The following is a 26,415-nucleotide window of genomic DNA, read 5'->3' on the forward strand; positions in this document are numbered from 1 at the left end:
GTGTTCTCGTCGTCGGTCACGGCCTGGCCACCGGCAGCGCCGGGTCGCTCATCGTGCCCTTCAGCCGGACCGGCGCCATCGGCCGAAGGCGCGGCAGCGGGACATTGGCGCTGACGGCAACCGCGCCGGCCAGCGTCGTCTTGTCGGTGCCGTCGTCCTCGTCGTCGCTGTCGCCGACGGTGAGCGGGGCTCCGGTGCCGAGAATGGCGACCGGGACGGGTGCGGGCTCGGCCGTGGTCGGGGCAAGCACCAGCGTGCCGACCGGCTTGATGCTGCGCGCGATCTTGCCGTTCGGACCGCAAATGTCGGGACGCAGATCCACCGGATGGGACGGAACCCGGCCGGACGGTGCCAGGCGATCCAGCGTCACCTTGCGGTCGAAAAGCTTGGCGCCGCGACCGAATCCCGATTCCAGAAGCCGGGCGGCCGTCTCGTTGCGAACCTTCGTGTTCGGCTGCCCGAGGACGACCACCACGAGCCGGCGTCCGCCGCGCGTCGCGCTTGCCACCATGTTGAAGCCGGCCGAGCAGATGAAGCCCGTCTTCATGCCGTCCGCGCCGGGATATTGTTCGAGCAGCTTGTTCTGCGACTTCAGCACCTTGTCGCCGATCGAGATTGCCGGAATCCGGAACAGCACATCATATTGCGGAAAATCCCGGATCAGCGCCCGGGTCAGGATCGCCAGATCCCGCGCGGTCATCCACTGCCCCTTGTCGGGCAGACCGTTGGGATTGTCGAAGCGCGAGCCGGTCATGCCGAGACGGCGGGCCGTGTCGTTCATGCGCGCGGCGAACCCGGCCTGGCTGCCGCCGATCGTTTCGGCGATCGCCATGGCGATATCGTTGGCGGACTTGACGATCATCATCTTCAGCGCATTGTCGAGGGTGATCTGCGTGCCCGGCTGGAAGCCCATCTTGCTCGGCGCCTGCGCGTTTGCATGAGCGCTGACCGTCACGGGCGACATCAGCGAAACCTCGCCGCGCTTGATCGCATCGAAGACCACATAGGCCGTCATCAGCTTGGTCACCGAGGCCGGATACCAGGGCGCGAAGGCATTGCGCTCGGCAAGCACCTCGCCCGTCCTCACGTCGAAGAGGAGATAGGGCGCGTTGTCCCAGGCAGCGGCCCGCGCCGCCTGCGGGACCGCGAGGGTCAGGGCGACGAGGAAAGCGGCCAGAAGCCGGCGGAGAAGGAACGTCGATCGAATGGAGAGCGTCTGCATCATCTTCGGGAATTGAGTGCCGCGGGCCATGCCCCGTATTGCGCGCATGCTTTGCATGGACGTTGAGTCTTTTTAGCGGCAAGCAAGCGATCCGCATAGGGGGCGGGGCAACGAGCCCACCATTTCCGCAGCGCGCGCACCTGCCTCTTGATGTCCGATCCGGCCTTTGCGACAAGGTCAACAGCGAAGGAAACCATCGGCTTGCAGGGCACGACAGCCCTGGGGTGAGCCGCGAAAGGCATGCGGATAATGAACGCACCCGGCGGGCCGACAACACCCGATGAGATCGCTGCAGCCCCGCCGAGCCCGTCGCCGCGCTTGCAGCGGGCGCGCGGCGCCGCCGTCGTGACCTTCAAGCACCGGGATGGCACGACCCGCCTCGACCGCCTGTTCCAGGACGGCTGCTGCAAGATCCGCCTGCCCAGGGTTCATGACGGAGAGCCCGTCGCCGTGCTCCTCAACACCGCCGGCGGCGTCACCGGCGGCGATCGCCTGTCCTACGAGGTCGGCTGGGGCGACGGTGCCTGCGCAACGGCGACGACGCAGGCCGCCGAGCGCATCTACCGCCGCAGCGAGGGGCTGGGGCGGATCGAGAACACCCTGACCGTCGGCGCCGGCGCCAGGGCCCTGTGGCTGCCGCAGGAAACCATCGTCTTCGACCGGGCCGGTCTCGACCGCTCGCTCGACATCGATCTTGCCCATGACGCGGCGCTGACCGCCGTCGAAAGCGTCGTCCTCGGCCGCACGGCGATGGGCGAGAGCGTGCGCGAGGCAACGATCCTCGACCGCTGGCGGCTGCGGCGGACCGGGCCGGACGGCAAGTCCCGCCTGGTCTATGCCGACAATTTCCGCCTCGTCGGCGACAGCCGGGACATCCTGAAAGGCGCCGCCACCGGCCGGGGCGCGGCCGCCTATGCCACGCTCGTCCATGCCGCGCCCGACGCCGAGGGCCGGCTCGACGAACTGCGCGCGCTGGTGGAGACCGCCGGCAACACTCTCCTTGATGCCGGAACCACCGCCTTCGACGGCCTGCTCGTCGCCCGCTTCCTTGCCACGGACGGGCGCGCCTTGCGCGATTGCCTCATTTCCGTGCTTGAAAATTTCTCAGGCAAAACGGTGCCAAGGGTCTGGCATTGCTGACCGGGTTCGGATTAGCTTGAGCCTCGAAATCAAGGTCGATGCGCGCCCTTCAGCGTCGGGCAAGCGCATGCGAAGCCGCCTCCCGGCGGCGGGACAAAGAGAGGGCTCGGGACGGCATGAACCTCACTCCGCGCGAAAAGGACAAGCTGCTCATCTCGGTGGCCGCGATGGTCGCCCGCAAGAGGCTCGAACGGGGCGTCAAGCTCAACTATCCCGAAGCCGTGGCCCTCATCTCCGACTTCGTCATGGAAGGCGCGCGCGATGGCCGCTCCGTTGCCGAACTGATGGAAGCCGGCGCCACCGTGATCACCCGCGACCAGGTGATGGACGGCATTGCCGAGATGATCCACGACGTGCAGGTCGAGGCGACATTTCCGGACGGCACCAAGCTTGTGACGGTGCACGAGCCGATCAGGTGATCGCAATTCGGCATTCAGGAGGCAGAGTCCCATGATCCCAGGTGAAATCTTCCCCGCGGCCGGCGAGATCGAGCTCAACGCCGGCCTTCCGACGATCACGATGGATGTCTCCAACACCGGCGACCGGCCGGTGCAGGTCGGCAGCCACTACCATTTCGCCGAGACCAATCCGGCGCTTTCCTTCGACCGGGCCGAAGCGAGGGGCATGCGCCTCGACATTCCCTCCGGCACGGCGGTGCGCTTCGAGCCAGGCCAGACGCGCTCCGTCACCCTCGTCCCCTTCCAGGGCGACAGGAAAGTCTTCGGCTTCCGCCAGGACGTGATGGGAGCGCTCTGAGCGATGCGTCTTGCCGGCCTCACCGCATCCATGTTGCTGCTCGCCGCGGCTCCGCCCGCCCTCGCGCAAGAGCGCGCCGGACGACTGCGGCAACGCGCAGACCCAGCTCGAGATCAACGATTGCGTCGCCCGCGACTACGACCGGGCCGACGCCGAGCTCAATGCGGTCTGGAAGAAGGCCATCGCCGAGATGAAGTCGATCGACGCCGACCTGCCGCCGGAACAGAGCGGGGCAGCCGATGCGCTGCTGAAGTCGCAGCGCGCCTGGATCGCCTATCGTGACGGCCAGTGCGAGGCGGCCGGCTTCCAGTTTGTCGGCGGCTCCATTCGTGGCTCGACCGTCGGAGGGTGCCTCGCCGACCTGACGCGAAAGCGTACCGCGGAACTGCAGACGTTCCTGGAGACGAACTAGGTCTCTCGAATGGCCCGTCGGCCTCAGGCCGCAAGACGTGAACCGGAACCAACGATGACGATGACGCTGAAGGGATCCTGCCATTGCGGTGCCGTGCGCTTCTCCGTGGAGAGCCACACGCCCTATCCCTATCAGCGCTGCTATTGCTCGATCTGCCGCAAGACCGGTGGCGGCGGAGGCTATGCCATCAACATCATGGGCGTCGCCGAGACGCTGAAGGTCGAGGACGAGAATGCGCTCGGCGTGCTGCATGCGAAGATCTACGCCGACGACGGCTCCTGCGAGGTGAGCAGCGGTCAGCGTCACTTCTGCACCAAATGCGGCTCTTCCCTGTGGCTCTATGACGACAGCTGGCCGGATCTGGTGCATCCGATGGCCTCCGCCATCGACACCGATCTGCCGGCAGCCCCGGAAAGCGTCCACCTCATGCTGAAATACAAGGCCTCCTGGGTCGACGTGCAGCGCGGCCCGAAGGACCGGTATTTCGACGGCTATCCCGCGCAGTCGATCGAGGACTGGCACAAGAACCGCGGGCTCTGGATCGAATGATCAGGCCCGATTGCCCGCAAGGCGGCATGCGCCGAAGCGATTGTTGAACCGACGGAATTGATGACGACTTTTGAAGTCGGCGGAACGTAAAGAGACGGAGAAGGCCCAAATGTCGTACAAGATGTCCCGCGCCGCCTATGCCGACATGTTCGGGCCGACCACCGGCGACCGCATCCGCCTCGCCGACACCGAGCTCGTCGTCGAGGTGGAGAAGGACTTCACCACCTACGGCGACGAGGTGAAGTTCGGCGGCGGCAAGGTCATCCGCGACGGCATGGGCCAGAGCCAGGTCACCCGCGAGGGCGGCGCCGTCGACACCGTGATCACCAACGCGCTGATCATCGACCACTGGGGCATCGTCAAGGCCGACGTCGGCCTCAAGGACGGCCGCATCGTCGGCATCGGCAAGGCCGGCAACCCGGACGTCCAGCCGGGCGTCGACATCATCGTCGGCCCCGGCACCGAGGCGATCGCCGGCGAGGGCAAGATCCTCACCGCCGGCGCGCTCGACATGCACATCCACTATATCTGCCCGCAGCAGATCGACGAGGCGCTGATGTCGGGCGTCACCACGATGCTCGGCGGCGGCACGGGCCCCGCCACCGGCACCAACGCCACCACCTGCACGCCCGGTCCCTGGCACCTGACCCGCATGCTGCAGTCGGCCGAGGCCTTTCCGATGAATCTGGCCTTCGCCGGCAAGGGCAATGCGGCCCTCCCCGCCGCACTCGAAGAGCAGGTCAAGGCCGGCGCCTGTGCCCTCAAGCTGCACGAGGACTGGGGCACGACCCCTGCCGCCATCGACAATTGCCTCTCCGTCGCCGATGACTACGACGTCCAGGTGATGATCCACACCGATACGCTGAACGAGAGTGGTTTCGTCGAGGATACGGTCGCAGCCTTCAAGGGCCGCACCATCCACGCCTTCCACACCGAGGGCGCCGGCGGCGGCCACGCTCCGGACATCATCAAGGTCGCTGGCCTGCCGAATGTCATCCCCTCCTCGACCAACCCGACCCGGCCCTATACGAGGAATACCCTCGACGAACATCTCGACATGCTGATGGTCTGTCACCACCTCGACAACTCCATCCCCGAGGACGTCGCCTTCGCCGAAAGCCGCATCCGCAAGGAGACGATCGCGGCCGAAGATATCCTGCACGACATGGGCGCCTTCTCGATCATTGCCTCCGACAGCCAGGCCATGGGCCGCGTCGGCGAGGTGATCATCCGCACGCTTCAGACCGCCCACAAGATGAAGGTCCAGCGCGGCGCCCTGCCCGAGGACAAGGGCAGCAGCAACGACAATTTCCGTGTGAAGCGCTACATCGCCAAGGTGACGATCAATCCGGCCATCGCCCACGGCCTCGACGCCCATATCGGCTCGGTCGAAGTCGGCAAGCTCGCCGACCTCGTGCTCTGGTCGCCCGCCTTCTTCGGCGTCAAGCCCGACATGATCCTGAAGATGGGCACCATCGCCGCTGCCCCGATGGGCGATCCCAACGCCTCGATCCCGACGCCGCAGCCGGTCCACTACCGCCCGATGTTCGGCTCCTTCGGCAAGGCGCTGACAGCCTCGTCGGTCACCTTCGTCAGCCAGGCGGCGCTCGATGCCGGCATCGGCGAGAAATACGGACTGGAAAAGACGCTGCTGGCGGTCAAGAACACTCGCGGCGGCATCGGCAAGGCGGCGATGGTCCACAACGCGGCAACGCCGAATATCGAGGTCGACCCCGAAACCTACGAAGTTCGCGCAGACGGCGAATTGCTCACCTGCGAACCGGCCGACGTCCTGCCCATGGCCCAGCGCTATTTCCTGTTCTGAGTTCGCCTCAGGGATCAGGCCAACAGGCCGTCGCCGCAACCGATGACGGCCTGTCGTTGAATTGCCCCACCAGATACAATTCAACGATGCGCCCGCCTGTCAAAAAAGCACGTTTTTGACAAGTCTCGAACGAAGACTTTGCGGCCGACGGTCCGACAATAACCTATTCTTATCCTAAAGTTGCTAGCGTTCACCGTGAATGGACTGACGTCTGCGATGGTGCACTGTCTCAACTTGGGAGAACGGTCGCGTGCATGATTCACCCCGCTTGCAGGACGATGTTCGCCCGGCGGCGGAGCATCCCGTCTACTGGCTGTCCCCTGCGGGCCTTGCCGTGCCGCCCGTGTTCGGCTCGGTCATGCCCTTTCCGGTTTCCCAATCCGGCACCCGGCCTGATGATGTCATCTGCCTCATTGGTCTCGGCGCCTCGAACCCGGAACGCGAGCTACGCGAGATTCGTCGCCAGTTCGGCGCCGCGCCGTATCTTCTGGCCGTTGCCAGCCTCGGGCTTTCCACCGAAACGCGTTTGCGGCTCATCGAACTCGATGCGGACGATGTGATCGGCGATCATTCCCGCGAGGATCTCCTGATCGCGCTGGCGCGGGCCGACCGGGTCCTCGCCGAACGGCGGTTGTCCAGCCTGAGAATCGACCGGCTCGAGCGCGAGCGCGCCTATCTCCAGGCCTCCATCGACAGCCTGCCGCCGCCGATCTTCTTCAAGGATCGCGCCGGCATCTATCTCGGCTGCAACAAGGCCTTCGAGGCCTATATCGGACTTTCGGCCGAACAGGTCGTCGGCTCCAGCGTCTACGACGTGGCGCCGCAGCATCTGGCGCAGATCTACGAGCAGGCCGACGACGAGCTGATGGCCGCCGCCGGCACCCAGGTCTACGAAACCCAGGTGCGGTTCGCCGACGGCTCGTTCAGGGACGTCTGTTTCCACAAGGCCGCCCTCGTCTTCGACGGCGAGCATGTCGAAGGCCTTGCCGGCGTCATGCTGGATATCACCAAGCAGAAGGCATTCGAGGCGCAATTGAAGGAGGCCGCGGAACGGGACCCTCTGACGGGCGTCTACAACCGGCGCAAGTTCATGGATGTCCTTGACCAGCGCGCGAGCGCCGCCGCCTCCGGCGATGGCCATGGCTTTGCGGTCGCCGTGATCGACGTCGATCACTTCAAGCGCATCAACGACACCTTCGGCCATGCCGCCGGCGACGCCGTCCTCTGCCGGATCGCCGAGATCGGAATGACCTGTTGCGGCGAGGACGATCTCTTCGCGCGGGCCGGCGGCGAGGAATTCTACTTCCTCATCGACGAGCCGCACGGCGGCCGTGCGGAAGAACTCGCGCAGGCCCTGCGGCTGGCGCTTTCCCGCATCTGTCTTGGCGAGGGCGCCATCGCGCCGCGCGTGACCGCGAGCATCGGCGTCGCCCATTTCCGTCCGGGCCGTGAGGAAGTGCACGAGACGATCCGCCGGGCGGACCGCGCCCTCTATTCAGCCAAGGACGCCGGCCGCAATCAGGTGATGATGGCCGCCTGACCACGCAGGTCTGATAGACGGGCAGCGCAAAGCGGGGCCTCTACCGGCTCCTCGCCGATCGGGACGCCGAATGTCCCGCCGCCGGGACCAAGTCCACAAAATCCGTGTCCGCATTCCGACACTGTCATGTCGGGGAGTCGTCGCTGCACTGCGGCGCAAGTGTAATCATATGAAATAAATAGAGAATTTTTCTGGCACATCGATTGCTCCCTCCTTTCCCGAACCTCAGAGGGGGAGTTCACGATGAACCAGCCAGTGATGATATCGCTCGAGAGCCTTGCAAAGCCGATCGACGTCGAGGCCCTGAAGGCCGCAGCCAACTCCGGCGGCTGCTCCTCGTCGTCCTGCGGCTCTTCCGCCAAACCCGAAGACATGGACGCGGATGTCTGGGAGCGGATCAAGGACCATCCCTGCTATTCGGAAGAGGCGCACCACTATTTCGCCCGCATGCATGTGGCCGTCGCGCCCGCCTGCAACATCCAGTGCAACTACTGCAATCGCAAATACGATTGCGCCAACGAAAGCCGTCCCGGCGTCGTCTCCGAGAAGCTGACGCCCGACCAGGCCAAGCGCAAGGTGATCACGGTCGCCAACGAGGTGCCGCAGCTCTCCGTGCTCGGCATCGCCGGCCCGGGCGACGCCTGCTACGACTGGAAGAAGACCAAGGCGACCTTTTCCGAGATCGCCAGGGACATTCCGGACATCAAGCTCTGCATTTCCACCAACGGTCTGGCCCTGCCGGACCACGTGGACGAACTCGCCGAGATGAATGTCGACCACGTGACCATCACCATCAACATGGTCGACCCGGAGATCGGCGCGAAGATCTACCCGTGGATCTATTACCAGCACAAGCGCTGGACCGGCATCGAGGCCGCGACGATCCTGCATGAGCGCCAGATGCTCGGCCTCGAAATGCTCACCGCGCGCGGCATTCTCACCAAGATCAACTCGGTGATGATCCCCGGCGTCAACGACGAGCACCTCATCGAGGTCAATCGTTGGGTCAAGGAGCGCGGCGCCTTCCTGCACAATGTCATGCCGCTGATTTCCGATCCGGCCCACGGCACACACTATGGCCTCACCGGCCAGCGCGGCCCGACCGCCATGGAACTGAAGGCCCTGCAGGACAAGCTCGACGGCGGCGCCAAGCTGATGCGCCATTGCCGCCAGTGCCGCGCCGATGCGGTGGGCCTCCTCGGCGAGGACCGCGGCCAGGAATTCACGCTCGATCAGTTGCCCGAGGAGGTCGCCTACGACCCGGCCAAGCGCACCGCTTACCGCGAGGTGGTGGCCAAGGAACGCGGCGATCACGTCGAGGCCAAGAAGGCGGCGGTAGCCTCCGTCAAGGATGCGGCGGTCGAGGGCGGCAACCTCCTCGTGGCGGTTGCCACCAAGGGCGGCGGGCGCGTCAACGAGCACTTCGGCCATGCCAAGGAGTTCCAGGTCTACGAGGCGACGCCGAAGGGCATCACCTTCGTCGGCCACCGCAAGGTCGAGAACTACTGCATGGGCGGCTTCGGCGAGGATGCCACGCTCGACGGCATCATCGCGGCCCTGGAAGGCATCGACCTGGTGCTCTGCTCCAAGATCGGCGACTGCCCGAAGGACATGCTGACCGAGGCCGGCATCGACGCCACCGACAGCCACGCCTTCGAATACATCGAAAGCGCTATCGGCGCCGTTTACGGCGAGCGTTTCGGCACGGAGCTTGAAGTCGAAGTTGCCTGACGCATGCAATTGAAGTGGTGCCGGAAACGGCACCGCAAAGCCTCATCCCCGGTCGAGGGTCGGCAGGAACGGGTCAGGAGCCCAGAACCGCTCGACCAAGGATTTTCGACCCGCTGGCGCGTCCGACCGACGGATCTGCCGGCCCTCGTCCGGGGATGACACCCAAAGCCTGGCGGCGTGACTGTCCGGCCCGCCAGTCTGAGACACCTTGAGCCAGAAGAACCTTGAGAAGGAGAAAAGCCATGGCCTTCAAGATCATCGCTTCCCAGTGCACCGCCTGTGGCGCCTGCGAGTTCGAGTGCCCCTCGGCCGCGATCAAGTTCAAGGGCGAGACCTACATCATCGACGCAAAGCTGTGCACCGAATGCGAGGGCGCCTTCGACACCCAGCAGTGCGCCAGCGTCTGCCCGGTGCCGGACACCTGCGTCAAGGCCGCCGCCTGAGCCTGTGAGGGGCCACGGGCGACTGGGTCATGGACGAGACCGATCCGCTTCGCGACGAGGACGAGCCGCTCGACTGGCTCGGCAACCCGGTCTCCTGTGCGGACTGCCCGCATGAGGAGACGCGGGCGGCCGGCAAGTGCGACCTCGGCAAGACCTGCGTCAAGGATCGGCGGGGACGCCGGATCGACCGCTTCTTCCGGTTCAATCCGGCGCAGGCGGAGCGCTACCTTGATCACCCCTATTTCGAGGTGCGCACGCTCGCGGCCCGTCATGCCTCGCCTTTCCGGCTCACGGCGTCGATCCGGGATCCCGAGCCGGATGTCCGGGCGATGGTGGCACTGCGGCTGCCCCTGTCGCGGGTGATGGACCTTGCCGGCGATCCCGAGCCCAGGGTGCGCATCGCACTCTGCATGCGACTTCAGGGCGATGCGCTCGCGGCCATGTTCGACGACCCGGACTATACCGTGCGTCACGCGGCGGCCCGGCGGGCCGAGCCTGCCCTGCTGGTCCGCCTGACGATGGATCCGGATGCATCCGTCCGGCGGATCGTGGCACGCCGCATCCCGGACTATGCGCTGACCGCCATGGTCGACGATCCGGACCCGGTGGTGCGGATCGAGGTCGCCGAGCGGCTGCCGCCGGCCCGTCTGGTGCTGATGAAGGACGACGAGGATTTTCGCGTGCGTTTCGCCTGCGCCGAGCGCCTGCCGCCGACGCTGCTCGGCAACCTCGTCGACGACCCGGATGACATGGTCCGCGACATCGCGCGGGCCCGTCTCGGCGATGTCGACGCGAAGAAGGAGTGATTGCCATGGGACTTGGCCGCGAACAGGAAATCGAGGTCCGCAAACCTCCCGTCTTCAAGCCGGGCGAGAAGGTCCGCGCGACCAAGCACGTCAAGAATGACGGCACCTATCCGCGCAAGGAGATCGGTGAAAACCTCGTGCGCAAGGGCGACGTCGGCTATGTGCGCGACATCGGCACCTTCCTGCAGCAGTTCTACATCTACGCGGTCGAATGGGTCGACCGGGGCACCCTCGTTGGCATGCGCGGCAAGGAGCTTGTCAGCCTCGACAATCCGCCGCCGCCGAAAGAGACACCGGCGGCCATCGCCGAAGGAGCAACACCATGAAGGTCATGATCCGGCGCAGCGACAAGGGGCTCTCCGCCTATGTGCCCAAGAAGGACCTGGAGGAACCCATCGTCTTCGTCGAGCGCGAAACGCTCTGGGGCGGCGAGGTGAAGCTGAAGAACGGCTGGGTTCTGGTGTTGCCGGAAATGCCCGACGACACGCGCCTGCCCATCACCGTCAATGCGAAGAAGCTCGGTTCGGAGGACTGAACGATGACTGATCTGCCCATGACCGAGATGCTGGAAAAGACAGTCGTCTCGGGAACCGAGGCTGTCGCGGTTCTCGCCGACGTGCGCCGGGCCCTCCTCGCCGATCAGCTTGTGCCCTATCTCGGCCCGCTGCTCCTCGCGATCGAGAGCGAGCCGCCTGTCCCGACCGCACCGGAGGAGGTGGCGGCCGCGCTCCACGCCAAGGCCCCTGCGCCGGGCCGCATCCGCACCAACATGTGGTCGGTCGCCCAGTTCATCGAAAGCCGGCGGCACCGCAAGACGTTGCAGGCCTTCATGGCCGAGATCTTCGCAAGACCCGTGCAGCCGACACGGCTCCACCGCTTCCTTGCCGGTCTCAAGCTCGGGATGATGATCGACAGCTGGTACGACGGCGCTCTGGCGAGCGCCCTGCGTGACGCCGGCCGGACGGACTTCGTCGAGATCCAGGGCGTGACCCGCGCCGGCGAGTTCCGCGATATCTGGACGAAGGTCTACGGCCCTGATGGACGGGAAGTCCTGCCCGAGACGGCCGAGAACGCGACGACCGTGCTCTATGCGCCCCACGGCGGCGTAAACCCGGTCGGCAATTTCCTCGTCGCCGACAGCGACTATGTTGAGGTTCTGACGGAAATCGACATTCAGTCGCCGATCCCCGCGGTCGTGAAGGACCGGCGCTCGGCGCGCGGCTTCCTCTTCGTCGGCTGCCGCTTCCACGACCAGATGCTGCGCACCTACGCGCGTCAGATCATGAAGCGATCGAGCGGTCCGCACTATGCGTTGATCGACGCAGAGACATTGACGAAGAACGAGAGGAAATTCCTGGAGCAGCAGGGCATTCAGGCGATCGACCTGCCCCTCGGCCAAGCGGTCGAAGCACTGATCGACTGAAGGTCCTGAGCCGACTCATCACTTCGCGACGGTTCCCCTGCCGCGCGTGACCACTGCCGGCCGCAACCAGGTTGCGGCCGGATTTTTTTGTCGGGATGTCCGGCGATAAACTTCACGGAAGCGTCGACGTCATTGAGAAATAGGCATGGTCCGCGCAGGCGGACCATCCACGAAAGCTGGCCAACCAGAATTTTCGTGGATCCTCCGCCTTCGCGGAGGATGACAGGATAGGGCATGCCCGGATCGTCAGATCCGACCTTCGCCTCCGATCCCGTCCTGCCGGTTGAAAACCCCTTCAGAACCGCTTCAGTTCGACGCCGTGCTTCTTCAGCGCATAGCCGATCTGGCGCGGCGTAAGGCCGAGCAGCCGGGCGGCTTTCGCCTGGACCCATCCGGACCGCTCCATGGCTTCCACCAGGCGTTGCTTCTCGGTCAGCCGCGAGCCAAGCGCCGGACAGGTTCCCTCGTCCGCATGCTCACAGTTCTGGATGGAACCGTCCCCCATGTCGCGGGCAACGGGCTCGGGCATCCGCGCGACCGGCGCGGCCGCGCGCGGCGCCGGCGAAGGAAAGCGGGAGGCGGCAAGGTCCCCGATCGGGTCGCTGGCCGCCTTGGAGCCGCTACCGGTCCACAAGAGCGCGGAGAGACAGTTGCCGGTGGCGCAGGCAAAATCGTCGCGGCCGATCATTTCGCCGCGGGCGAGCGTCGCGGTCCGGCGGACGCAATTCTCAAGCTCGCGGACATTGCCGGGGAAATAGCATTTCTTCAGGGTTTCAACGGCCCCTTGCGACAACTGCGTCTGGCGGCCGTTTTCCTTGTTGAAACGCTGGATGAAGGCGCGCGCCAGCAGCGGAATGTCGCCCGGGCGGTCCCTGAGCGGCGGCAGGGCCACCGGCACCACGTTGATGCGATAGTAGAGGTCGGCCCGGAACTCGCCCTTGGTCACGGCCTCTTCCAGGTTCTTATTGGTGGCGCAGACAAGGCGGACGTCGACCTTCAGGGTCTTGTTGCCGCCCACCCGCTCGAACTCGCCCTCCTGCAACACGCGCAGGAGCTTTGCCTGGAAGGCGGCCGAAATCTCGCCGATCTCGTCGAGGAACAGCGTGCCGCCGTTGGCCATCTCGAAGCGGCCGGCTCGCTGCGCCAGCGCGCCCGTGAACGCCCCCTTCTCGTGACCGAACAGCTCCGATTCCAGCACCGTTTCGGGCAGCGCCGCGCAGTTGACCTTGATGAAGGGCTTGGTCTTGCGGGCGGAAAGATCGTGGATCGCCCGTGCGAACAGCTCCTTGCCGGTGCCGCTCTCGCCGCGCAGAAGAACCGTCGAGTTCGACTTCGCGACGATCGACACGGTCTCCATGACCTTCTTGATCGCGTTGCTCTCGCCGACAATCCCGCCGACCTTCGGCGCCGGCAGGCGGCCCCGGTCAGCCAGTTCCTGGCTCAGCGCCTTTTCAAGCGCCCGCCGTTCGTCGAGAAGCCGTTGCCGGTCGGCGGCAAGAATCTGATGCAGGCGCACCGTCTGGCCGACGAGGTTGGCGACCATGGTCAGGAAGCGCACATCGTCATCGATGCGAAACCGCGTCGCCCCGTCCCAGACCCGGTCGATCGACAGCGTTCCGACCACCCTGTCCCCAGCCTTGATCGGCACGCCGATGAAGGAGATGCGCCCTTTGGTTCCGACGGAAATCAGATCGCGCGCCCGCTCGAACAGGGGTTCAAGGTCGATATCCTGGACGACCACAGCTGTCTCGGTCGCAACGATCCGGTCGATGACGAGTTGCGGCAGTGTCTCGATCGGCTTGCCTTGCGCGGTGCCGGCCCATCCGGCCGTCGCGACGATTTCCGGATCGCCCTCCCCGTCCAGGATGACCAGCATCGCGAGCCGCATCTGCAGGAAGGATGAAAGGACATTCGCGACGTTGGCCAGCGTGCGCTCCAGCGGGGCCGGCGCGCTCAGTATTTTCGAGATTTCGTAGATACCGACTAACCCGACATCGGGCGAAGAGCGCTGATCAGCGGCCATCGGGCCAGGTTTCGGCGGACGCGCTCCGGCAGCGATGGTCACTGAATAGTCCATCACCGATCTCCTTTTGGAGAATAACTGTATTTTCAGGATTTATTTTAAGGGAGGCTAGCATCGAACTATTCTAATGTCGTGCGCGAATTGTCGTCATTAACTATCCGTGAATGCATAAAAGTTCTGCAAATACAATATACTACTATTAGTGAAACTACTCATCGCCGACCCTCTAGAGCAACTGTCCGCCATTGATATGGATTTCCTCGCCGGTAACGTAGCTCGAGGCCGGCGAACACAGGAAGGCGACGAGTTCGGCCACCTCTTCCGGCCGGCCGAGCCGGCGCATCGGGATCAGCGGCACGAAGCGCTCCTCCGTTCCCGGCGACAGGATGTCGGTGACGATTTCCCCCGGCGCGATGGCGTTGACGCGAATGCCATGCGGGGCGAAATCCGCCGCCATTTCGCGGGTCAGCGCCGAAAGCGCCGCCTTGGAGGTGGCATAGGCCGTCCCGGCGAAGGGGTGGACCTTGGAGCCGACGACCGAGGTGATGTTGACGATCGCCCCGCCCGCCATCGCAAGCTCGGTGAAGAGGCCGCGGGCCAGCATCAGCGGCGCAAGGAAATTGACGTGGAAGACGCCCATCCAGGTCTGGTCTGGGGTCGTCAGGGAATTGAGCCTGCTGCCGCTCGCGTCTTTCGGCGAGACGCCCGCGTTGTTGACGAGCGCATCGAGCGGTCCGCCGCCGAGCCGAGCCCGGATTTCCTCCACCGCAGCGGCAAGCTTGATCCGGTCGGAGAGATCGATCTCGACGTGATCCTCGGGACCGGCATCCCAGGGGCAACGCACCGCATCGAAGGGCTGGCGCGAGCAGGTGATGATCCGCCAGCCGTCTTCGGCAAAGCGCCGGACGATGGCGTGGCCGATGCCCCGGCTCGCGCCGGTGACGACGGCAACGCGCCTGCGGCCTGACGAGTCCTGCCCGCCCTTCGCACCGGCTTCGGTCAAGCCGTGCGGCACCGGACAACCGGACGGAGCAGGCGGCGACAGCGAAGTCATGGCACTTGCCCCTCGTTTACTCCGCGGCGACCGCCACGGGCGCTCCGGCCACTTCCAGCGCCATCGCCACCGACTGGATGACGGCCGCATAGCGCACCGCCGTCTGGATGGTCGCGGAGGAAACGTCGGCCTCGCGCAGCACCTTCTCGTGGCTGTCGATGCACATGCCGCAGCCGTTGAGGGCGGAGACTGCGAGCGACCAGAGCTCGAAATCGGCCTTGTCCACACCGGGCTTGCCGATGACCGACATGCGCAGCCGCGCCGGCATCGTCCTGTATTCCGCGTTCGAAGCAAGGTGCACGAAGCGGTAATAGACGTTGTTCATCGCCATGATGGTCGCCGCAGCACGGGCCGCGTCGAGCGCGGCTGGCGTCAGATGACCGGCGGCCTCGCCCTCCATTGCCGCCGCCACCTCCGGGTTGCGGGTGGCGTGGCCGCAGGCGACCAGCAGACCGTATTTCTGCTGCGCCGTCAGCGTGTCGTCCTCGACGAGCGACGACAGATTGAGGCTCACATCCTTGGCGAAACCCGGCAGGCGGGCTCTCAGTGACGCAATGGACATGCGTTCGGATTCCCTTCGATGCCATCCGTTCGAACGACCATCCAAAAGGGATGGTCCGCAAGATGATCCACACTCCGGCCAACGACCCGGCGGCGCCATCCACGGTCAAGGCGTGGCGGTCCGCCGGGCCGAAACCGGGCGCGGCTCAGGCCGCTTGAAGCGTCTCGCCGCCAACCTCGCGGTTGCAGGGGCAAAGCTCGTCGGTCTGCAGCGCGTCGAGCACCCGCAGCGTATCCTTCGGATTGCGCCCGACGTTGAGGTTGGTCGCATAGACGTGCTGGATCGTCCCTTCGGGATCGACGACGAAGGTGTAACGATAGGCGACGCCGTCCGGCGAGCGCACGCCGAGGCCATCCACCAGGCTGCCGTTGACGTCGGCGAACTGCCAGATCGGCAGCCGGTCCAGATCGGGATGATCGCGCCGCCAGGCGAGCTTGACGAATTCATTGTCGGTCGACCCGCCCAGCACCACCGCATCGCGGTCGGAGAAATCCTGGGCGAGACGGGCGAATTCGGCGATCTCGGTCGGGCAGACGAAGGTGAAGTCCTTCGGATAGAAGAAGATGATTTTCCAGAACCCGGGAAAACTGTCCTGCGTGACGGTCTCGAAGGCGGACTCGCCGTTTTCGACGTGCGCATTGAAGCCGGGCTTGACGCCCGTGATCTCGAAGGCAGGGAGCTTGTCGCCAATACCCAGCATTGGATACCTCATTTGTCGGTTTGGATGGGTCGCCAAGTCAGGGTGCACCGCCCGTGCCAGCCGGCAATCAAGGCTTTATCGGCCTGTTTTTAAAGGAATTCCAAAGAGCCCTGCCTGTCGCGAGTCCGACGTCGCACTCGCGACATGGCGTCTTTGCGACAAACGACCCGATCACGATCAAGACTTGACGGACGGCACATGCCCCGGTGCAAATACTGCATCGCAAAAGCCGGTCGCTCGAGGAAGGGCCTTTGCCCGACCGGCCTGCAGAGGGGGAAGACAGACCATGACGACGAATGAAACGGGCGGCATCCGCCTGCCGACCCGGCGCGGCGCCTTGAAGGGCCTGGCCGCCGGTTCATCGCTTCTCTTCGCACCCGCACTGATCGGGCGGGCGCGTGCCCAGTCCGGCGACGCGATCCGCCTCGGCGCGCCCTTCCATCGCACCGGCATCGGCGCCTCCTACGGCCGCTGGTATGAACGCACGGCAACGGCCGCCGTCAAGCTGATCAACGAGGCCGGCGGCATCAACGGCATGCCCGTTGAGATGATCGTGGAGGACGACGGCACGGACCCCAAGCGCGGCACCGAGGTGATCGAGAAATTCGCCACCGAATACAAGGTCGACGCGGTCTTCGGTCACCTCTTCTCGCATGTCGTGGCGGCCACCGCCCCGCGCGCCGGCGAACTGAAGATGCCCTATCTGATCTGTTCGGAATCGCATCAGCTCGCCGCCGGCGGCCTCAACCGCTACACCTTCCAGCCCGGCATCACCGACGTGAAGGCGCAGGTGCAGTCGATGGCGCCGTGGGTTGCCACCAACCTCGGCAAGAAGGTCACGATGTTCTTCCCGGACTACAAGTTCGGCCACGATCACCGCGACTTCTTCTCCAAGGCCATCGAGGCCCAGGGCGGCGAAGTGGCGGCCCTGATCCCGATCCCGCCGACCGAGACCTCCTTCACCCGCTATTTTCCGCAGATCCCGCCGTCGACGGAGGTGATCTACCACGTCATGGTCGGTCCCGGCGTCCTCACCTTCGTCAAGGAACTCGGCGAGTTCCTGGGGTCCCAGCGGCCGGAAATCTTCGGCTTCATCGATTCGCTGGAAGCCGTCGATCTTGCGACGCCGCAGCTGGAGTTCCTGGAAGGCACCTATTTCTGGGAGGCCTTCCCGCGCTACCGCCAGGAGAACAGCACCGAATACGACGCCTTCTTCCGCAAGGCCGTCGGCGTCGGCGACAACGGAGCCAGCCTCGCCGACCCGAAGGACGTCTCGACCTATTCGCACATGTTCTCGGTCTGGGAGACGCTCTACGTCATCAAGCAGGCGATGGAAGCGGCGAACTACAAGGGCCCGGCGCAAAAGGAGGACTTCATCCTGGCGCTGGAAGCCATGGACAAGCTCGACCCCAGCAACGAGCATCCGCAGGGCCCGAAGGTCTTCAACGCGCCGATGCATCAGGTCTTCGGCGTGCAGAATATCTCGAAGGTCGAGAATTCGGCCCTCAAGACCGTGCACACCACCTCGATCGAGGACGGCATGTACGAGCCGGAGGCCGACTACACCAAGATGGATCTCTGAGAAGGGATCGGTCAAAAAGGAATGGGGCAGGTCACCGGCCTGCCCCATGCAAAATCAAGGTCTCTTCAGCAGTTCAGCGCACTGGCAATTACTGCGCGTCCTGCTCTAGGCTCCACACGAAGCGGCGCGACGTCGAGCCGGCCTCGCGAGCCCACCAGCGGTCCTGCTTTTCATCGATGCCGGACATCGGGAACTGGGTCAGCATCTGCCAGACGCGGCGTTCGCCTTCCGTACGGCCCAGAACGCGTTCGACATGCTCGTCGGCAATGAGGATGCAGTTTTCGTCGTAGGTCTTCTTGCGAATATACAAAACGCCTCTCCCTTTCAAAAACACTTGCTGAAATTCAGCACTCAAGACACGGCTTCCTCCCGGAAGGCCGACCGAGATCACGCAAGGCATTCGAGACGACCGCACCGGGCGCTCTGCTGCGTGGTTTCGGACCAGCAACGTCGCACCCGCCTCCCCGGTTCCTAATGGGAACCCTTTTCAGATGCCTTCCGTACGCACTCGGAAATGGGACAGCCGGATTGTCCATCTCTGCCCGCCCCGAAGCGCAGAGACAGTTTTGCACCAATTGTGCCACTGCGAAATATTTCGGACGGTCCCAATCCTCGACAAATTTTGCACAACCTTCGCAGCTGCAACAAAACGTGCGCGGAATTGTCCCGGATCGGGACCTTCAGCCTTAATTTTCCCTTAATTGCAGGACCAAAGCGGCACATCCAGCCATGCCGCGGCGCACATATCCGTGTGAATACATAAGATGGTGATGCCAAGGGCCGTTCTTCTTCCTATATCATTTGTACGATGACTCCCGCCGCCCTGCTTCAACCAAGACCGAACGGCCTCTACTGCCCGCCGGGCGACTTCTACGTCGACCCGTCGCGCCCCGTGCCGCGGGCGCTGATCACCCATGGTCACTCCGATCATGCCCGCGCCGGCCACGGCAGCGTGCTTGCGACCGAGGAGACGCTGGACATCATGGCGCTGCGCTACGGCGAGAGTTTCTGCGGCACATCCCAGGCGATCCCTCTCGGCGAACGGCTCACGATCGGCGATGTCACCGTCAGCTTCCATCCGGCCGGCCATGTGCTGGGCTCGGCGCAGATCCGGATCGAGCATGAGGGATTGGTGATCGTCGTCTCCGGCGACTACAAGCGCGCCGCCGACCCCACCTGCCGCCCCTTCGAGCCGGTCGCCTGCGATGTCTTCATCACCGAGGCGACCTTCGGCCTGCCCGTCTTCCGCCACCCGGACCCGATGCGCGAGATCGGCCACCTCGTGACGTCCCTTGCCCAGTTTCCCGAGCGTGCCCATCTCGTCGGCGCCTATTCGCTCGGCAAGGCCCAGCGGGTCATCGCGCTTGCCCGGCAGGCCGGCTATGACGCGCCGATCTATCTTCATGGCTCCATGCTGACGCTCTGCGACTATTACCGATCGCGCGGCGTCGACCTTGGCGACCTCAGGCCCGCGACGGTCGAGCGCGGCGAGAAGGCGAATTTCGCCGGTGCGCTGGTCGTCTGCCCGCCCTCGGCCTTCTCCGACACCTGGGCCCGGCGCTTTCCCGATCCGCTTCCCATCTTCGCCTCGGGCTGGATGCAGGTGCGCCAGCGGGCCAGGCAGCGCGGCGTCGAACTGCCCCTCATCCTCTCCGACCATGTCGACTGGGACGATCTCACCGCGACCATCGCCGAACTCTCGCCGGGTGAAGTCTGGGTTACCCATGGGCGCGAGGAAGCCATCGTGCGCTGGTGCGAGCTGAACGGCATCCCGGCCCGTCCGCTGCATCTCGTCGGTTTCGAAGACGAGGGCGATTAGGAATGCGCGCCTTCGCCGACCTTCTGGAACGCCTCGTCCTGACGCCGCAGCGCACGATCAAGCAGCGCCTGCTCAAGGACTATTTCACGGCGGCATCCGATCCCGACCGCGGTTATGCCCTCGCGGCGATTGCCGGCACGCTGGATATCCGCGCGGTGAAACCGAAGCTGCTGCGCGAACTGGTGCTGGAGCGGCTCGATCCGGTGTTGTTCCAGTATTCCTATGACTATGTCGGTGATCTTGCCGAGACGATCGCGCTCGCCTGGACCGGCCCGACGGATGCCGAAGCCACCGATCCAGCCAATCTTGCGGGCGATCTCTCCCTCGGCGCCGTCATCCACCGGCTGGAGAGCGCCGGGCGCCTCGGCGCTGCGAGCCTCGTGCGAGACATCCTCGACAGCCTCGGACCGTCGGAACGCTTCGCCTTCCTGAAGCTCGTCACCGGCGGCCTGCGTGTCGGTGTCTCGGCGCGGCTCGTCAGGCAGGCGCTCGCCGACATGGGCGGCAAGGACGTCACCGAGATCGAGGGCCTCTGGCACGGGCTGGAGCCGCCCTACGAGACGCTCTTCGCCTGGCTGGAGGGCAAGGGTCCAAAACCCGAGGCCTCGACCCCGCTCGTCTTCCGCCCCGTCATGCTGTCGACCTCCTTCGCCGAGGCCGATCCGGGCGGCTACGATCCGGCCGACTTTGCCGCCGAATGGAAATGGGACGGCATTCGCGTGCAACTCGTCGCCCTTGGCGGCGAGCGCAGGCTCTACTCGCGCACCGGCGAGGACATCTCCGCCGCCTTCCCCGATCTGGTCGAAGCCGCCGATTTTTCCGGCGTGATCGACGGCGAACTCCTCGTCGGCGGCACCTTTGCCTCCGACCGGCCGACCGGAACCTTTTCCGATCTGCAGCAGCGCCTCAACCGCAAGTCCGTGACAAAGGCCATGCTGGAGCGTTATCCCGCCCTGCTGCGCACCTACGACATTCTTCAGGCACCGCATGGCCCTGTGACGACGGAGACCTACGAAGAGCGCCGGGCGCACCTTGCCCGGATGATCGACGCGGCCGATCCGCTGCGCTTCGACCTTTCGCCCAACGTGCCCTTCGGCTCCTGGGACCAACTCGACGCCCTGCGCAAGGACCCGCCGGACCCGGTGATCGAAGGCGTGATGATCAAGCGTCGGACCTCGCCCTATGTCGCCGGCCGCTTCAAGGGCGACTGGTTCAAGTGGAAACGCGACCCGCATGTGATCGACGCGGTGCTCCTCTATGCCCAGCGCGGCCACGGCAAGCGGTCGAGCTACTATTCCGACTTCACCTTCGGCGTCTGGAGCGACACGGAGGACGGTCCGGCGCTGGTCCCCGTCGGCAAGGCCTATTTCGGCTTCACCGACGCCGAACTCGTCGAACTCGACCGCTATGTCCGGCGCAACACGGTCGACCGCTTCGGGCCTGTGCGGGCGGTGCGCGCCGATCCGGACCACGGCTTCGTCGTCGAGGTCGCCTTCGAAGGCCTTGCCCGCTCGACGCGGCACAAGTCGGGCGTCGCCATGCGTTTTCCGCGCATTTCGCGTCTTCGCGCCGACAAGCCGCCGCGCGAGGCGGACCGGCTGGAGAGCCTGATCGCCCTCATCGATCGCTGACAGCCGGGCGACAAGGCGTCTCGACGGGACCGAAAATCCGAAAATTCTCCTTCCATCCGATGTTGCGCCAACGCAACGACACCGCTCCCTGCCCGGTCGTAGGAATGCGCGGACATTGCAGGCCGTTCCGGCAAGACGGCAGGGAGGGGACAGACCGACGATGCGCTTCACGATCGCTTGAAGAGGAGGGCGGGAGCCCCTTGCGTCACGCCATTGGCACAATTACCTGACATTCACCATGTTGCCGGTGAGAGATTCGATGCGCCGGCTTCTTTTCCGTGAATCATCCCCTTTTCGGGGATCCCACGGATCATGGCGGACCGCCGGCCCGCCTTCCCTTTGAACACCAACCCTATCGCCATGCCGCCATCCGGCAGGGCGTCCGTGAGCGTGAAAGCCGACCGAACGAAATATCGACAATCACGACCAATTTAGTAGTTTTTTCCTTGGTCCTGTTCGCCGTCGATGCGAATTTACGACACCGGCAAAGATGCGCCGGACAGGAACACCGGAAGTCGCGGCAAGAGCCGCACAGCAGATGTCGAATCGAGGAGAGAAGGATGATGACAGTTACTTCCGCAATCTTCAAAGCGACGACCTATTACTGCTGCTTCCAAGAGATTTCGATGTCATGCCGCCACCCCGCATTCCCCTCCAGCAGCGAGGCGAGCAGATCATGACACGCCCCATTCCGATTGAGATCGACGGCCAGGCCGTCGGCATCGCCGAGGAACTGAATGGCCGCTACCGTTTCGTTGCGGTGAAGTTCGGTGTCTGGGATCTGGACGGCGCGATGTTCAACAGCCTCGCGGCCGTGCAGAACGCAGCCGAAGGCGTGCTCCATGGCGCACCCTATCGGGCGATCCAGCCCCAGCCAGAGGTGCATCTCGCCTGCCTGTGACCCGTCAAGGACCTTCGTCCCGGGCAGATGATAAGCCGACTCATCATGGCGCCGGGGTCACCTGAGGCGCCTCCAGCTCAAGCCCTGAAACCTGCGACGACAGGACGAAATCTGTGCCGGCCGAGAAGCCGGCACAGATCCTTATCGGTTGTCGAGCTGTGCCCTAACGAGATCCAGTCCGCGCCGCGTGATGCGGTAGGGCTGGCCGCCGCTGGAGGCGATCGCTTTCTTGGCCTTCAGCTTGCGGAAGATACGCATCGTCAGGTCGGGATTGCGCCAGCCTTCGCGCGTAAGGCAGTTGAGCTCGATGATTTTCTTGTTTGCGTCGTCGCGGATGACGTCGATACATCCGCCCTGCGCCATGAGGTGCAGAATGCGCTGTTCTGCGCGGGAAATGTCCATTTCTCTTGTCCGGAGGTGGCCCGTTCAGGCATGAAAAAACCTGCGCCTTCCCGCTTGGGGAAAGCACAGCGCTTGCCTGTGCCCTGTCATCGCTGAAGTGCAGCGAGCAGGGCGCTTACCGGGCCTCTGACAAGTTGAACATAAAACTCCGTTGCGACGGTGATATTGGGCCGTCTTCGCCGGCAATCAAGCCCTTGGAAGTGCGCAACAGCACAAATTCCGCTCAGCCGGGCAGGCTCGACGGCGCCGGTTTTGCGATCTGTCGCAATGGCTTTGTCAAAAATGCTCGCCGGGCCGGAACGGTCCGACACGCATGCCCGCGGCGATGAGATAGGCCGTCGACCAGCCGATCAGCAGGAAACCGTCGACGCCTTCGAGCGCGGCCAGCAGCCTCCAGTCGGCATGCGGAAGCACATCGCCGTAGCCGACCGTGGTGAAGGTGGTGGTAGAAAAATAAAGCGCGGTCGGGAAATCCTCGACGACGCCGAGAAACTCGTAGCACGCCGCCCAGAGCCAGACCTCGACGGTCAGCACCGAAAAGATGCCGATGACCACGCTGTTCATGGCAAGGACCCGGCTGCGCCTCTCATTCGGACGCCAGTGCGAGGTAATCCATCCCATGACATGGGTGACGATCATCAGCCCATAGGTGTGGATGACGACCGTCGCCGAGATGATCAGCGTACCGATGACAAGATTGGCCAGCATTCGGGGCTCCGCTCACATCCCCGCATCTTGCGGCATTTCGCTTCGCACGGGGACGCGGCACGAATGCCTCTCTTCACTCCGCCAAGGGAGCAGCCTCATTCCGTCGACTCGGCTGCCTCGCGCCGGTCCTGCGCCTTCAGTTCCTCCACGCGCGGCATCGACATGATCGAATAGCCCGAATCGACGAAATGCACCTCGCCGGTGACGCCGGAGGAAAGGTCGGAGAGGAGATAGACCGCCGCGCCGCCCACCTCGTCGATGGTGACGGTGCGCCGCAGCGGCGCATTGCGATGCTGGAAATTCAGCATCAGCCGCGCGTCGGCGATGCCGGCGCCCGCGAGCGTGCGCACAGGGCCGGCAGAAATCGCGTTGACGCGGATATTCTGCGGGCCGAAATCGCCGGCAAGATAGCGGACGGAGGATTCGAGCGCCGCCTTGGCAACGCCCATGACATTGTAGTTCGGCATCACCCGGATCGAGCCGGCATAGGTCAGCGTCAGCATCGAGCCGCCGCTCGTCATCAGCTCCGTCGCACGCCTGGCGACCTCGGTGAACGAAAAGCAGGAGATCACCATCGTGCGCGAGAAATTTTCCCGCGTGGTGTCGGCATAGCGGCCCTTGAGCTCGTTCTTGTCGGAAAAGCCGATGGCATGGACGACGAAATCGAGCGAGCCCCATTGTTCCTTCAGGGCATCGAACACCGCGTCGACCGTCGACACGTCCTCAACGTCGCAGGGAAGCACGATGGAAGAGCCGACCTTCTCGGCCAATGGCCGGACCCGGCGCCCGAAGGCATCGCCCTGGTAGGTGAAGGCAAGCTCCGCTCCCTGCTTGGCAAGCTGCGAGGCGATGCCCCATGCGATCGAGTGGTCGTTCGCAACCCCCATGATGAGTCCGCGCTTGCCCGACATAAGGCCTGTCATGATGTTTCTCTCACAGATTGCAGGGGCCATGCCGAGGGCAGAAAAGGGAGCAAGCCGGGCAGGACTGACGCGTTCGAGCGCGCCGCACCGCGCCGTGACGGACGGGGCCGGACAAGACCCCGTCTCAAGGATGGTTTAGGCCGCATAGCGCTGGAAGACCAGCGTCGCGTTGGTGCCGCCAAAGCCGAAGGAATTGGACAGGACTGTGTTAAGCTGGACGTTGTCGCGGCGCTCCAGCACGATCGGCATGTCGGCAAACGCCGGATCCAGCTCCTCGATATTGGCGCTCTTGGCGATGAAGCCGTTGTTCATCATCAGGAGCGAATAGATCGCCTCCTGCACGCCGGTGGCGCCCAGCGAATGGCCGGTGAGCGACTTGGTCGCCGAGATCGGCGGGCACTTGTCGCCGGTGCCGAAAATCTGGCGGATGGCGTCGATTTCCGGCGGATCGCCGGCCGGTGTCGAGGTCGCATGCGGGTTGATGTAGTCGACCTTCTCCTTGACGGTCGAAAGCGCCATCTTCATGCAGCGCATGCCGCCTTCGCCGGAGGGCGCGACCATGTCGTAGCCGTCCGACGTCGCCCCGTAGCCGACGATCTCGCCGTAGATGCGGGCGCCGCGCGCCTTGGCGTGCTCCAGCTCTTCCAGAACGAGCACGCCGGCGCCGCCGGCGATCACGAAGCCGTCGCGGTTCTTGTCATAGGCGCGCGAGGCAGTGGACGGCGTCTCGTTGTATTTGGAACTCATGGCGCCCATGGCGTCGAAGAGCACGGAAAGCGCCCAGTCGAGTTCCTCGCAGCCGCCGGCGAACATGACGTCCTGCTTGCCCCACTGGATCATCTCGTAGGCATTGCCGATGCAGTGGTTGGACGTCGCGCAGGCGGACGAGATGGAATAGTTGATGCCCTTGATCTTGAACCACGTGGCCAGCGTTGCCGACGCGGTCGAGGACATCGCCTTCGGCACCGCGAACGGACCGACCCGCTTCGGCCCCTTGGTGCGCGCCGTGTCGGCGGCCTCGATCAGCGTCTTCGTGGAAGGACCGCCCGAGCCCATGATGATGCCGGTGCGCTCGTTGGAAATCTCGCCCGCTTCGAGGCCGGAATCGAGGATGGCCTGATCCATGGCGACGTGGTTCCACGCCGTGCCGCCGCCGTGGAAGCGCATGGCGCGGCGGTCGACGACCTCGGCCGGATCGAGCGTCGGCGCACCATAGACCTGACTGCGGAAGCCGAGTTCGGCGAACTTGTCGGCCTTAACGATGCCCGGCCGGGCTTCACGCAAGGAGGCCAGCACCTCCTGGGTGTTGTTTCCGATGGAGGAAACAATCCCCATGCCTGTGACGACAACCCGTCTCATATCGGCCTCATGTCTCTCGTGTCTTGTTCTCGCCTGGCCCGCCCATGGGGGACGCGGCCTCACCCGGCTCTTCTCGCAATAAGGTGATTGGTGATCGAATAGCGGTTTATCAAGCCCATCTCAAGCAGAGAGGAGACGGCGCGGCTGACGCACGCCATCTCCGGCCATGGACCTGGCGGCCGTCCGCAAGCCGGCTCAGGCGGTTGCCGGGGTCTCTGTCTTGAACAGGCCGACCTTGAGGTCGATCGCCTTGTAGATGGTCTCGCCATCGGCCTTCAGCCAGCCATCGGCGATGCCGAGCACCAGCTTGGAGCGCATCACGCGCTTGAAATCGACCCCGTATTCCACCGTCTTGACCGACGGCGTCACCATTCCGGTGAACTTCACCTCGCCGACCGAAAGGGCGCGGCCACGGCCGGGAGACCCGAGCCAGCCGAGGAAGAAGCCGACCATCTGCCACATGGCGTCAAGGCCGAGACAGCCGGGCATCACCGGGTCGCCGGCAAAGTGGCAGGGGAAGAACCAGAGATCCGGCCGGATGGCGAGTTCGGCGCGAACGCAGCCCTTGCCGTTCTCGCCGCCGGTTTCCGAAATCTCGGTGATGCGATCGAACATGAGCATCGGAGGCAGGGGAAGCTGGGCATTGCCCTGGCCGAACAATTCACCTCGGCCGCAACGCAGAAGCTCTTCGTAGTCAAAACTGGACTGGCGTTCTTCCATTCCCTCAAGTTTTCCTCATCCAGAGGCGGCGCGGAAGCGTCCGTCGGCCGGGCCTCGTTTTGTTATTCACCCCGGCAAGCCCGGGGGCCGGTCAGGAATCCTATGCGCGGCGCGCATTTCGTTCGGCACGTTTGGTAACACAGGCCAAACCCCTCCGAAAGACCGCAGAAAGGGCGTTTTGCCC

The 26,415-nt window shown here is 64.6% G+C and carries 28 protein-coding genes; 17 read left to right on the top strand and 11 right to left on the bottom strand.

All coding sequences use genetic code 11. From position 1 onward, the window contains the following. Positions 1-16: 16 nt before the first annotated feature. Positions 17-1,252 carry a D-alanyl-D-alanine carboxypeptidase family protein gene (locus tag HDIA_RS22025; RefSeq protein WP_245884027.1) on the bottom strand — a complete coding sequence of 412 codons (1,236 nt, stop codon included), beginning with the start codon at positions 1,250-1,252 and terminating at the stop codon, positions 17-19. Between the two features lie 219 nt (positions 1,253-1,471). Between HDIA_RS22025 and HDIA_RS22030 the strand changes: the two genes are divergently transcribed. The 13 genes from HDIA_RS22030 to HDIA_RS22090 all read left to right on the top strand — a co-directional run bounded on the left by HDIA_RS22030 (position 1,472) and on the right by HDIA_RS22090 (position 11,847). After that, positions 1,472-2,362, top strand: a complete 891-nt coding sequence (locus HDIA_RS22030) for an urease accessory protein UreD (RefSeq protein ID WP_099558105.1) — start codon at positions 1,472-1,474, stop codon at positions 2,360-2,362. A gap of 116 nt (positions 2,363-2,478) precedes the next feature. Next, positions 2,479-2,781 (top strand): urease subunit gamma, encoded by a 303-nt coding sequence (locus HDIA_RS22035; protein WP_099558106.1) that lies wholly within the window; start codon positions 2,479-2,481, stop codon positions 2,779-2,781. Positions 2,782-2,812: 31 nt separating this feature from the next. Further along, positions 2,813-3,118 carry an urease subunit beta gene (locus HDIA_RS22040; RefSeq protein ID WP_099558107.1) on the top strand — a complete coding sequence of 102 codons (306 nt, stop codon included), beginning with the start codon at positions 2,813-2,815 and terminating at the stop codon, positions 3,116-3,118. A 10-nt stretch (positions 3,119-3,128) separates the two neighbouring features. Next, on the top strand, positions 3,129-3,530 hold the full coding sequence (locus HDIA_RS22045) for a lysozyme inhibitor LprI family protein (protein ID WP_245884030.1): 402 nt from the start codon (positions 3,129-3,131) through the stop codon (positions 3,528-3,530). A gap of 54 nt (positions 3,531-3,584) precedes the next feature. Then, positions 3,585-4,079 carry a GFA family protein gene (locus HDIA_RS22050; RefSeq protein ID WP_099558108.1) on the top strand — a complete coding sequence of 165 codons (495 nt, stop codon included), beginning with the start codon at positions 3,585-3,587 and terminating at the stop codon, positions 4,077-4,079. Positions 4,080-4,188: 109 nt separating this feature from the next. Further along, positions 4,189-5,904, top strand: coding sequence for an urease subunit alpha (gene ureC, locus HDIA_RS22055; protein ID WP_099558109.1), 1,716 nt, complete (start codon positions 4,189-4,191; stop codon positions 5,902-5,904). A gap of 250 nt (positions 5,905-6,154) precedes the next feature. Further along, a complete protein-coding gene (locus tag HDIA_RS22060) occupies positions 6,155-7,444 on the top strand; it encodes a GGDEF domain-containing protein (RefSeq protein ID WP_197708065.1) in 1,290 nt (429 codons plus the stop codon). 243 nt (positions 7,445-7,687) lie between these two features. Next, complete coding sequence (gene nifB / locus HDIA_RS22065) at positions 7,688-9,175, top strand: nitrogenase cofactor biosynthesis protein NifB (RefSeq protein WP_099558110.1); 1,488 nt, start codon at positions 7,688-7,690, stop codon at positions 9,173-9,175. 242 nt (positions 9,176-9,417) lie between these two features. Beyond that, positions 9,418-9,618, top strand: coding sequence for a 4Fe-4S binding protein (locus tag HDIA_RS22070; RefSeq protein WP_099558111.1), 201 nt, complete (start codon positions 9,418-9,420; stop codon positions 9,616-9,618). A gap of 29 nt (positions 9,619-9,647) precedes the next feature. Further along, the gene (locus HDIA_RS22075) at positions 9,648-10,424 is read left to right on the top strand and encodes a 4Fe4S-binding leucine-rich repeat protein (RefSeq protein ID WP_099558112.1); all 777 of its coding nucleotides are present in this window, start codon (positions 9,648-9,650) and stop codon (positions 10,422-10,424) included. 5 nt (positions 10,425-10,429) lie between these two features. Next, on the top strand, positions 10,430-10,750 hold the full coding sequence (locus HDIA_RS22080; protein WP_099558113.1) for a nitrogen fixation protein NifZ: 321 nt from the start codon (positions 10,430-10,432) through the stop codon (positions 10,748-10,750). After that, positions 10,747-10,959, top strand: a complete 213-nt coding sequence (gene nifT, locus HDIA_RS22085; protein WP_099558114.1) for a putative nitrogen fixation protein NifT — start codon at positions 10,747-10,749, stop codon at positions 10,957-10,959. The genes HDIA_RS22080 and nifT overlap by 4 nt, the downstream gene beginning before the upstream one ends. Positions 10,960-10,986: 27 nt before the next feature. Continuing rightward, complete coding sequence (locus tag HDIA_RS22090; protein ID WP_245884315.1) at positions 10,987-11,847, top strand: SIR2 family NAD-dependent protein deacylase; 861 nt, start codon at positions 10,987-10,989, stop codon at positions 11,845-11,847. Positions 11,848-12,142: 295 nt separating this feature from the next. On the opposite strand, the gene nifA is transcribed toward HDIA_RS22090, so the two are convergent. The 4 genes from nifA to HDIA_RS22110 form a co-directional block, all read right to left on the bottom strand. Then, on the bottom strand, positions 12,143-13,924 hold the full coding sequence (gene nifA / locus HDIA_RS22095) for a nif-specific transcriptional activator NifA (protein ID WP_099558115.1): 1,782 nt from the start codon (positions 13,922-13,924) through the stop codon (positions 12,143-12,145). A 172-nt stretch (positions 13,925-14,096) separates the two neighbouring features. Continuing rightward, on the bottom strand, positions 14,097-14,924 hold the full coding sequence (locus tag HDIA_RS22100) for an SDR family NAD(P)-dependent oxidoreductase (RefSeq protein WP_099558116.1): 828 nt from the start codon (positions 14,922-14,924) through the stop codon (positions 14,097-14,099). 16 nt (positions 14,925-14,940) lie between these two features. Beyond that, a complete protein-coding gene (gene ahpD, locus HDIA_RS22105) occupies positions 14,941-15,486 on the bottom strand; it encodes an alkylhydroperoxidase, AhpD family (RefSeq protein WP_099558117.1) in 546 nt (181 codons plus the stop codon). A 145-nt stretch (positions 15,487-15,631) separates the two neighbouring features. Continuing rightward, the gene (locus tag HDIA_RS22110; protein ID WP_099558118.1) at positions 15,632-16,186 is read right to left on the bottom strand and encodes a peroxiredoxin; all 555 of its coding nucleotides are present in this window, start codon (positions 16,184-16,186) and stop codon (positions 15,632-15,634) included. 286 nt (positions 16,187-16,472) lie between these two features. Here HDIA_RS22110 and HDIA_RS22115 point away from each other — a divergent pair, with 286 nt between their 5' ends. Beyond that, positions 16,473-17,768, top strand: coding sequence for an ABC transporter substrate-binding protein (locus HDIA_RS22115; protein WP_099558119.1), 1,296 nt, complete (start codon positions 16,473-16,475; stop codon positions 17,766-17,768). An 88-nt stretch (positions 17,769-17,856) separates the two neighbouring features. Here HDIA_RS22115 and HDIA_RS22120 read toward each other — a convergent pair whose 3' ends face one another. Then, positions 17,857-18,123 carry a hypothetical protein gene (locus tag HDIA_RS22120; protein ID WP_157775779.1) on the bottom strand — a complete coding sequence of 89 codons (267 nt, stop codon included), beginning with the start codon at positions 18,121-18,123 and terminating at the stop codon, positions 17,857-17,859. Between the two features lie 453 nt (positions 18,124-18,576). Here HDIA_RS22120 and HDIA_RS22125 point away from each other — a divergent pair, with 453 nt between their 5' ends. The 3 genes from HDIA_RS22125 (at position 18,577) to HDIA_RS22135 (ending at position 22,119) form a co-directional block, all read left to right on the top strand. Then, the gene (locus tag HDIA_RS22125) at positions 18,577-19,587 is read left to right on the top strand and encodes a ligase-associated DNA damage response exonuclease (RefSeq protein WP_099558121.1); all 1,011 of its coding nucleotides are present in this window, start codon (positions 18,577-18,579) and stop codon (positions 19,585-19,587) included. 2 nt (positions 19,588-19,589) lie between these two features. Next, on the top strand, positions 19,590-21,218 hold the full coding sequence (locus HDIA_RS22130) for a cisplatin damage response ATP-dependent DNA ligase (protein WP_099558122.1): 1,629 nt from the start codon (positions 19,590-19,592) through the stop codon (positions 21,216-21,218). A 490-nt stretch (positions 21,219-21,708) separates the two neighbouring features. Beyond that, the gene (locus HDIA_RS22135; protein WP_157775780.1) at positions 21,709-22,119 is read left to right on the top strand and encodes a hypothetical protein; all 411 of its coding nucleotides are present in this window, start codon (positions 21,709-21,711) and stop codon (positions 22,117-22,119) included. Positions 22,120-22,260: 141 nt separating this feature from the next. Here HDIA_RS22135 and HDIA_RS22140 read toward each other — a convergent pair whose 3' ends face one another. The 5 genes from HDIA_RS22140 to fabA form a co-directional block, all read right to left on the bottom strand. After that, the gene (locus HDIA_RS22140) at positions 22,261-22,521 is read right to left on the bottom strand and encodes a YjhX family toxin (protein ID WP_099558124.1); all 261 of its coding nucleotides are present in this window, start codon (positions 22,519-22,521) and stop codon (positions 22,261-22,263) included. Between the two features lie 276 nt (positions 22,522-22,797). Beyond that, entirely contained in the window at positions 22,798-23,229 is a 432-nt protein-coding gene (locus tag HDIA_RS22145; protein ID WP_099558125.1) for a potassium channel family protein, read from the bottom strand. Positions 23,230-23,324: 95 nt separating this feature from the next. Then, positions 23,325-24,152: an enoyl-ACP reductase FabI gene (gene fabI, locus HDIA_RS22150; protein ID WP_099558126.1), complete on the bottom strand. Its 828-nt coding sequence runs from the start codon at positions 24,150-24,152 to the stop codon at positions 23,325-23,327. Between the two features lie 135 nt (positions 24,153-24,287). Then, positions 24,288-25,511, bottom strand: coding sequence for a beta-ketoacyl-ACP synthase I (gene fabB / locus HDIA_RS22155; RefSeq protein WP_099558127.1), 1,224 nt, complete (start codon positions 25,509-25,511; stop codon positions 24,288-24,290). 195 nt (positions 25,512-25,706) lie between these two features. After that, positions 25,707-26,231 (bottom strand): 3-hydroxyacyl-[acyl-carrier-protein] dehydratase FabA, encoded by a 525-nt coding sequence (fabA, locus tag HDIA_RS22160; RefSeq protein WP_099558128.1) that lies wholly within the window; start codon positions 26,229-26,231, stop codon positions 25,707-25,709. Positions 26,232-26,415 lie beyond the last annotated feature (184 nt).

It is taken from the genome of Hartmannibacter diazotrophicus (assembly GCF_900231165.1).
Taxonomy (GTDB): domain Bacteria; phylum Pseudomonadota; class Alphaproteobacteria; order Rhizobiales; family Pleomorphomonadaceae; genus Hartmannibacter; species Hartmannibacter diazotrophicus.

What these genes read in the sequence shown, in the direction of transcription:
- HDIA_RS22145 (WP_099558125.1), bottom strand. Translation starts at nt 23,229, where the DNA reads ATGCTGGCCAATCTTGTCATCGGTACGCTGATCATCTCGGCGACGGTC.
- HDIA_RS22075 (WP_099558112.1), top strand. Translation starts at nt 9,648, where the DNA reads ATGGACGAGACCGATCCGCTTCGCGACGAGGACGAGCCGCTCGACTGG.
- ahpD (WP_099558117.1), bottom strand. Translation starts at nt 15,486, where the DNA reads ATGTCCATTGCGTCACTGAGAGCCCGCCTGCCGGGTTTCGCCAAGGAT.
- fabB (WP_099558127.1), bottom strand. Translation starts at nt 25,511, where the DNA reads ATGAGACGGGTTGTCGTCACAGGCATGGGGATTGTTTCCTCCATCGGA.
- nifA (WP_099558115.1), bottom strand. Translation starts at nt 13,924, where the DNA reads ATGGACTATTCAGTGACCATCGCTGCCGGAGCGCGTCCGCCGAAACCT.
- fabI (WP_099558126.1), bottom strand. Translation starts at nt 24,152, where the DNA reads ATGACAGGCCTTATGTCGGGCAAGCGCGGACTCATCATGGGGGTTGCG.
- HDIA_RS22070 (WP_099558111.1), top strand. Translation starts at nt 9,418, where the DNA reads ATGGCCTTCAAGATCATCGCTTCCCAGTGCACCGCCTGTGGCGCCTGC.
- ureC (WP_099558109.1), top strand. Translation starts at nt 4,189, where the DNA reads ATGTCGTACAAGATGTCCCGCGCCGCCTATGCCGACATGTTCGGGCCG.
- HDIA_RS22080 (WP_099558113.1), top strand. Translation starts at nt 10,430, where the DNA reads ATGGGACTTGGCCGCGAACAGGAAATCGAGGTCCGCAAACCTCCCGTC.
- fabA (WP_099558128.1), bottom strand. Translation starts at nt 26,231, where the DNA reads ATGGAAGAACGCCAGTCCAGTTTTGACTACGAAGAGCTTCTGCGTTGC.
- HDIA_RS22100 (WP_099558116.1), bottom strand. Translation starts at nt 14,924, where the DNA reads ATGACTTCGCTGTCGCCGCCTGCTCCGTCCGGTTGTCCGGTGCCGCAC.
- HDIA_RS22035 (WP_099558106.1), top strand. Translation starts at nt 2,479, where the DNA reads ATGAACCTCACTCCGCGCGAAAAGGACAAGCTGCTCATCTCGGTGGCC.
- HDIA_RS22140 (WP_099558124.1), bottom strand. Translation starts at nt 22,521, where the DNA reads ATGGACATTTCCCGCGCAGAACAGCGCATTCTGCACCTCATGGCGCAG.
- HDIA_RS22025 (WP_245884027.1), bottom strand. Translation starts at nt 1,252, where the DNA reads ATGGCCCGCGGCACTCAATTCCCGAAGATGATGCAGACGCTCTCCATT.
- HDIA_RS22115 (WP_099558119.1), top strand. Translation starts at nt 16,473, where the DNA reads ATGACGACGAATGAAACGGGCGGCATCCGCCTGCCGACCCGGCGCGGC.
- HDIA_RS22130 (WP_099558122.1), top strand. Translation starts at nt 19,590, where the DNA reads ATGCGCGCCTTCGCCGACCTTCTGGAACGCCTCGTCCTGACGCCGCAG.
- HDIA_RS22030 (WP_099558105.1), top strand. Translation starts at nt 1,472, where the DNA reads ATGAACGCACCCGGCGGGCCGACAACACCCGATGAGATCGCTGCAGCC.
- nifB (WP_099558110.1), top strand. Translation starts at nt 7,688, where the DNA reads ATGAACCAGCCAGTGATGATATCGCTCGAGAGCCTTGCAAAGCCGATC.
- HDIA_RS22110 (WP_099558118.1), bottom strand. Translation starts at nt 16,186, where the DNA reads ATGCTGGGTATTGGCGACAAGCTCCCTGCCTTCGAGATCACGGGCGTC.
- nifT (WP_099558114.1), top strand. Translation starts at nt 10,747, where the DNA reads ATGAAGGTCATGATCCGGCGCAGCGACAAGGGGCTCTCCGCCTATGTG.
- HDIA_RS22050 (WP_099558108.1), top strand. Translation starts at nt 3,585, where the DNA reads ATGACGATGACGCTGAAGGGATCCTGCCATTGCGGTGCCGTGCGCTTC.
- HDIA_RS22090 (WP_245884315.1), top strand. Translation starts at nt 10,987, where the DNA reads ATGCTGGAAAAGACAGTCGTCTCGGGAACCGAGGCTGTCGCGGTTCTC.
- HDIA_RS22040 (WP_099558107.1), top strand. Translation starts at nt 2,813, where the DNA reads ATGATCCCAGGTGAAATCTTCCCCGCGGCCGGCGAGATCGAGCTCAAC.
- HDIA_RS22125 (WP_099558121.1), top strand. Translation starts at nt 18,577, where the DNA reads ATGACTCCCGCCGCCCTGCTTCAACCAAGACCGAACGGCCTCTACTGC.
- HDIA_RS22135 (WP_157775780.1), top strand. Translation starts at nt 21,709, where the DNA reads ATGCGCCGGACAGGAACACCGGAAGTCGCGGCAAGAGCCGCACAGCAG.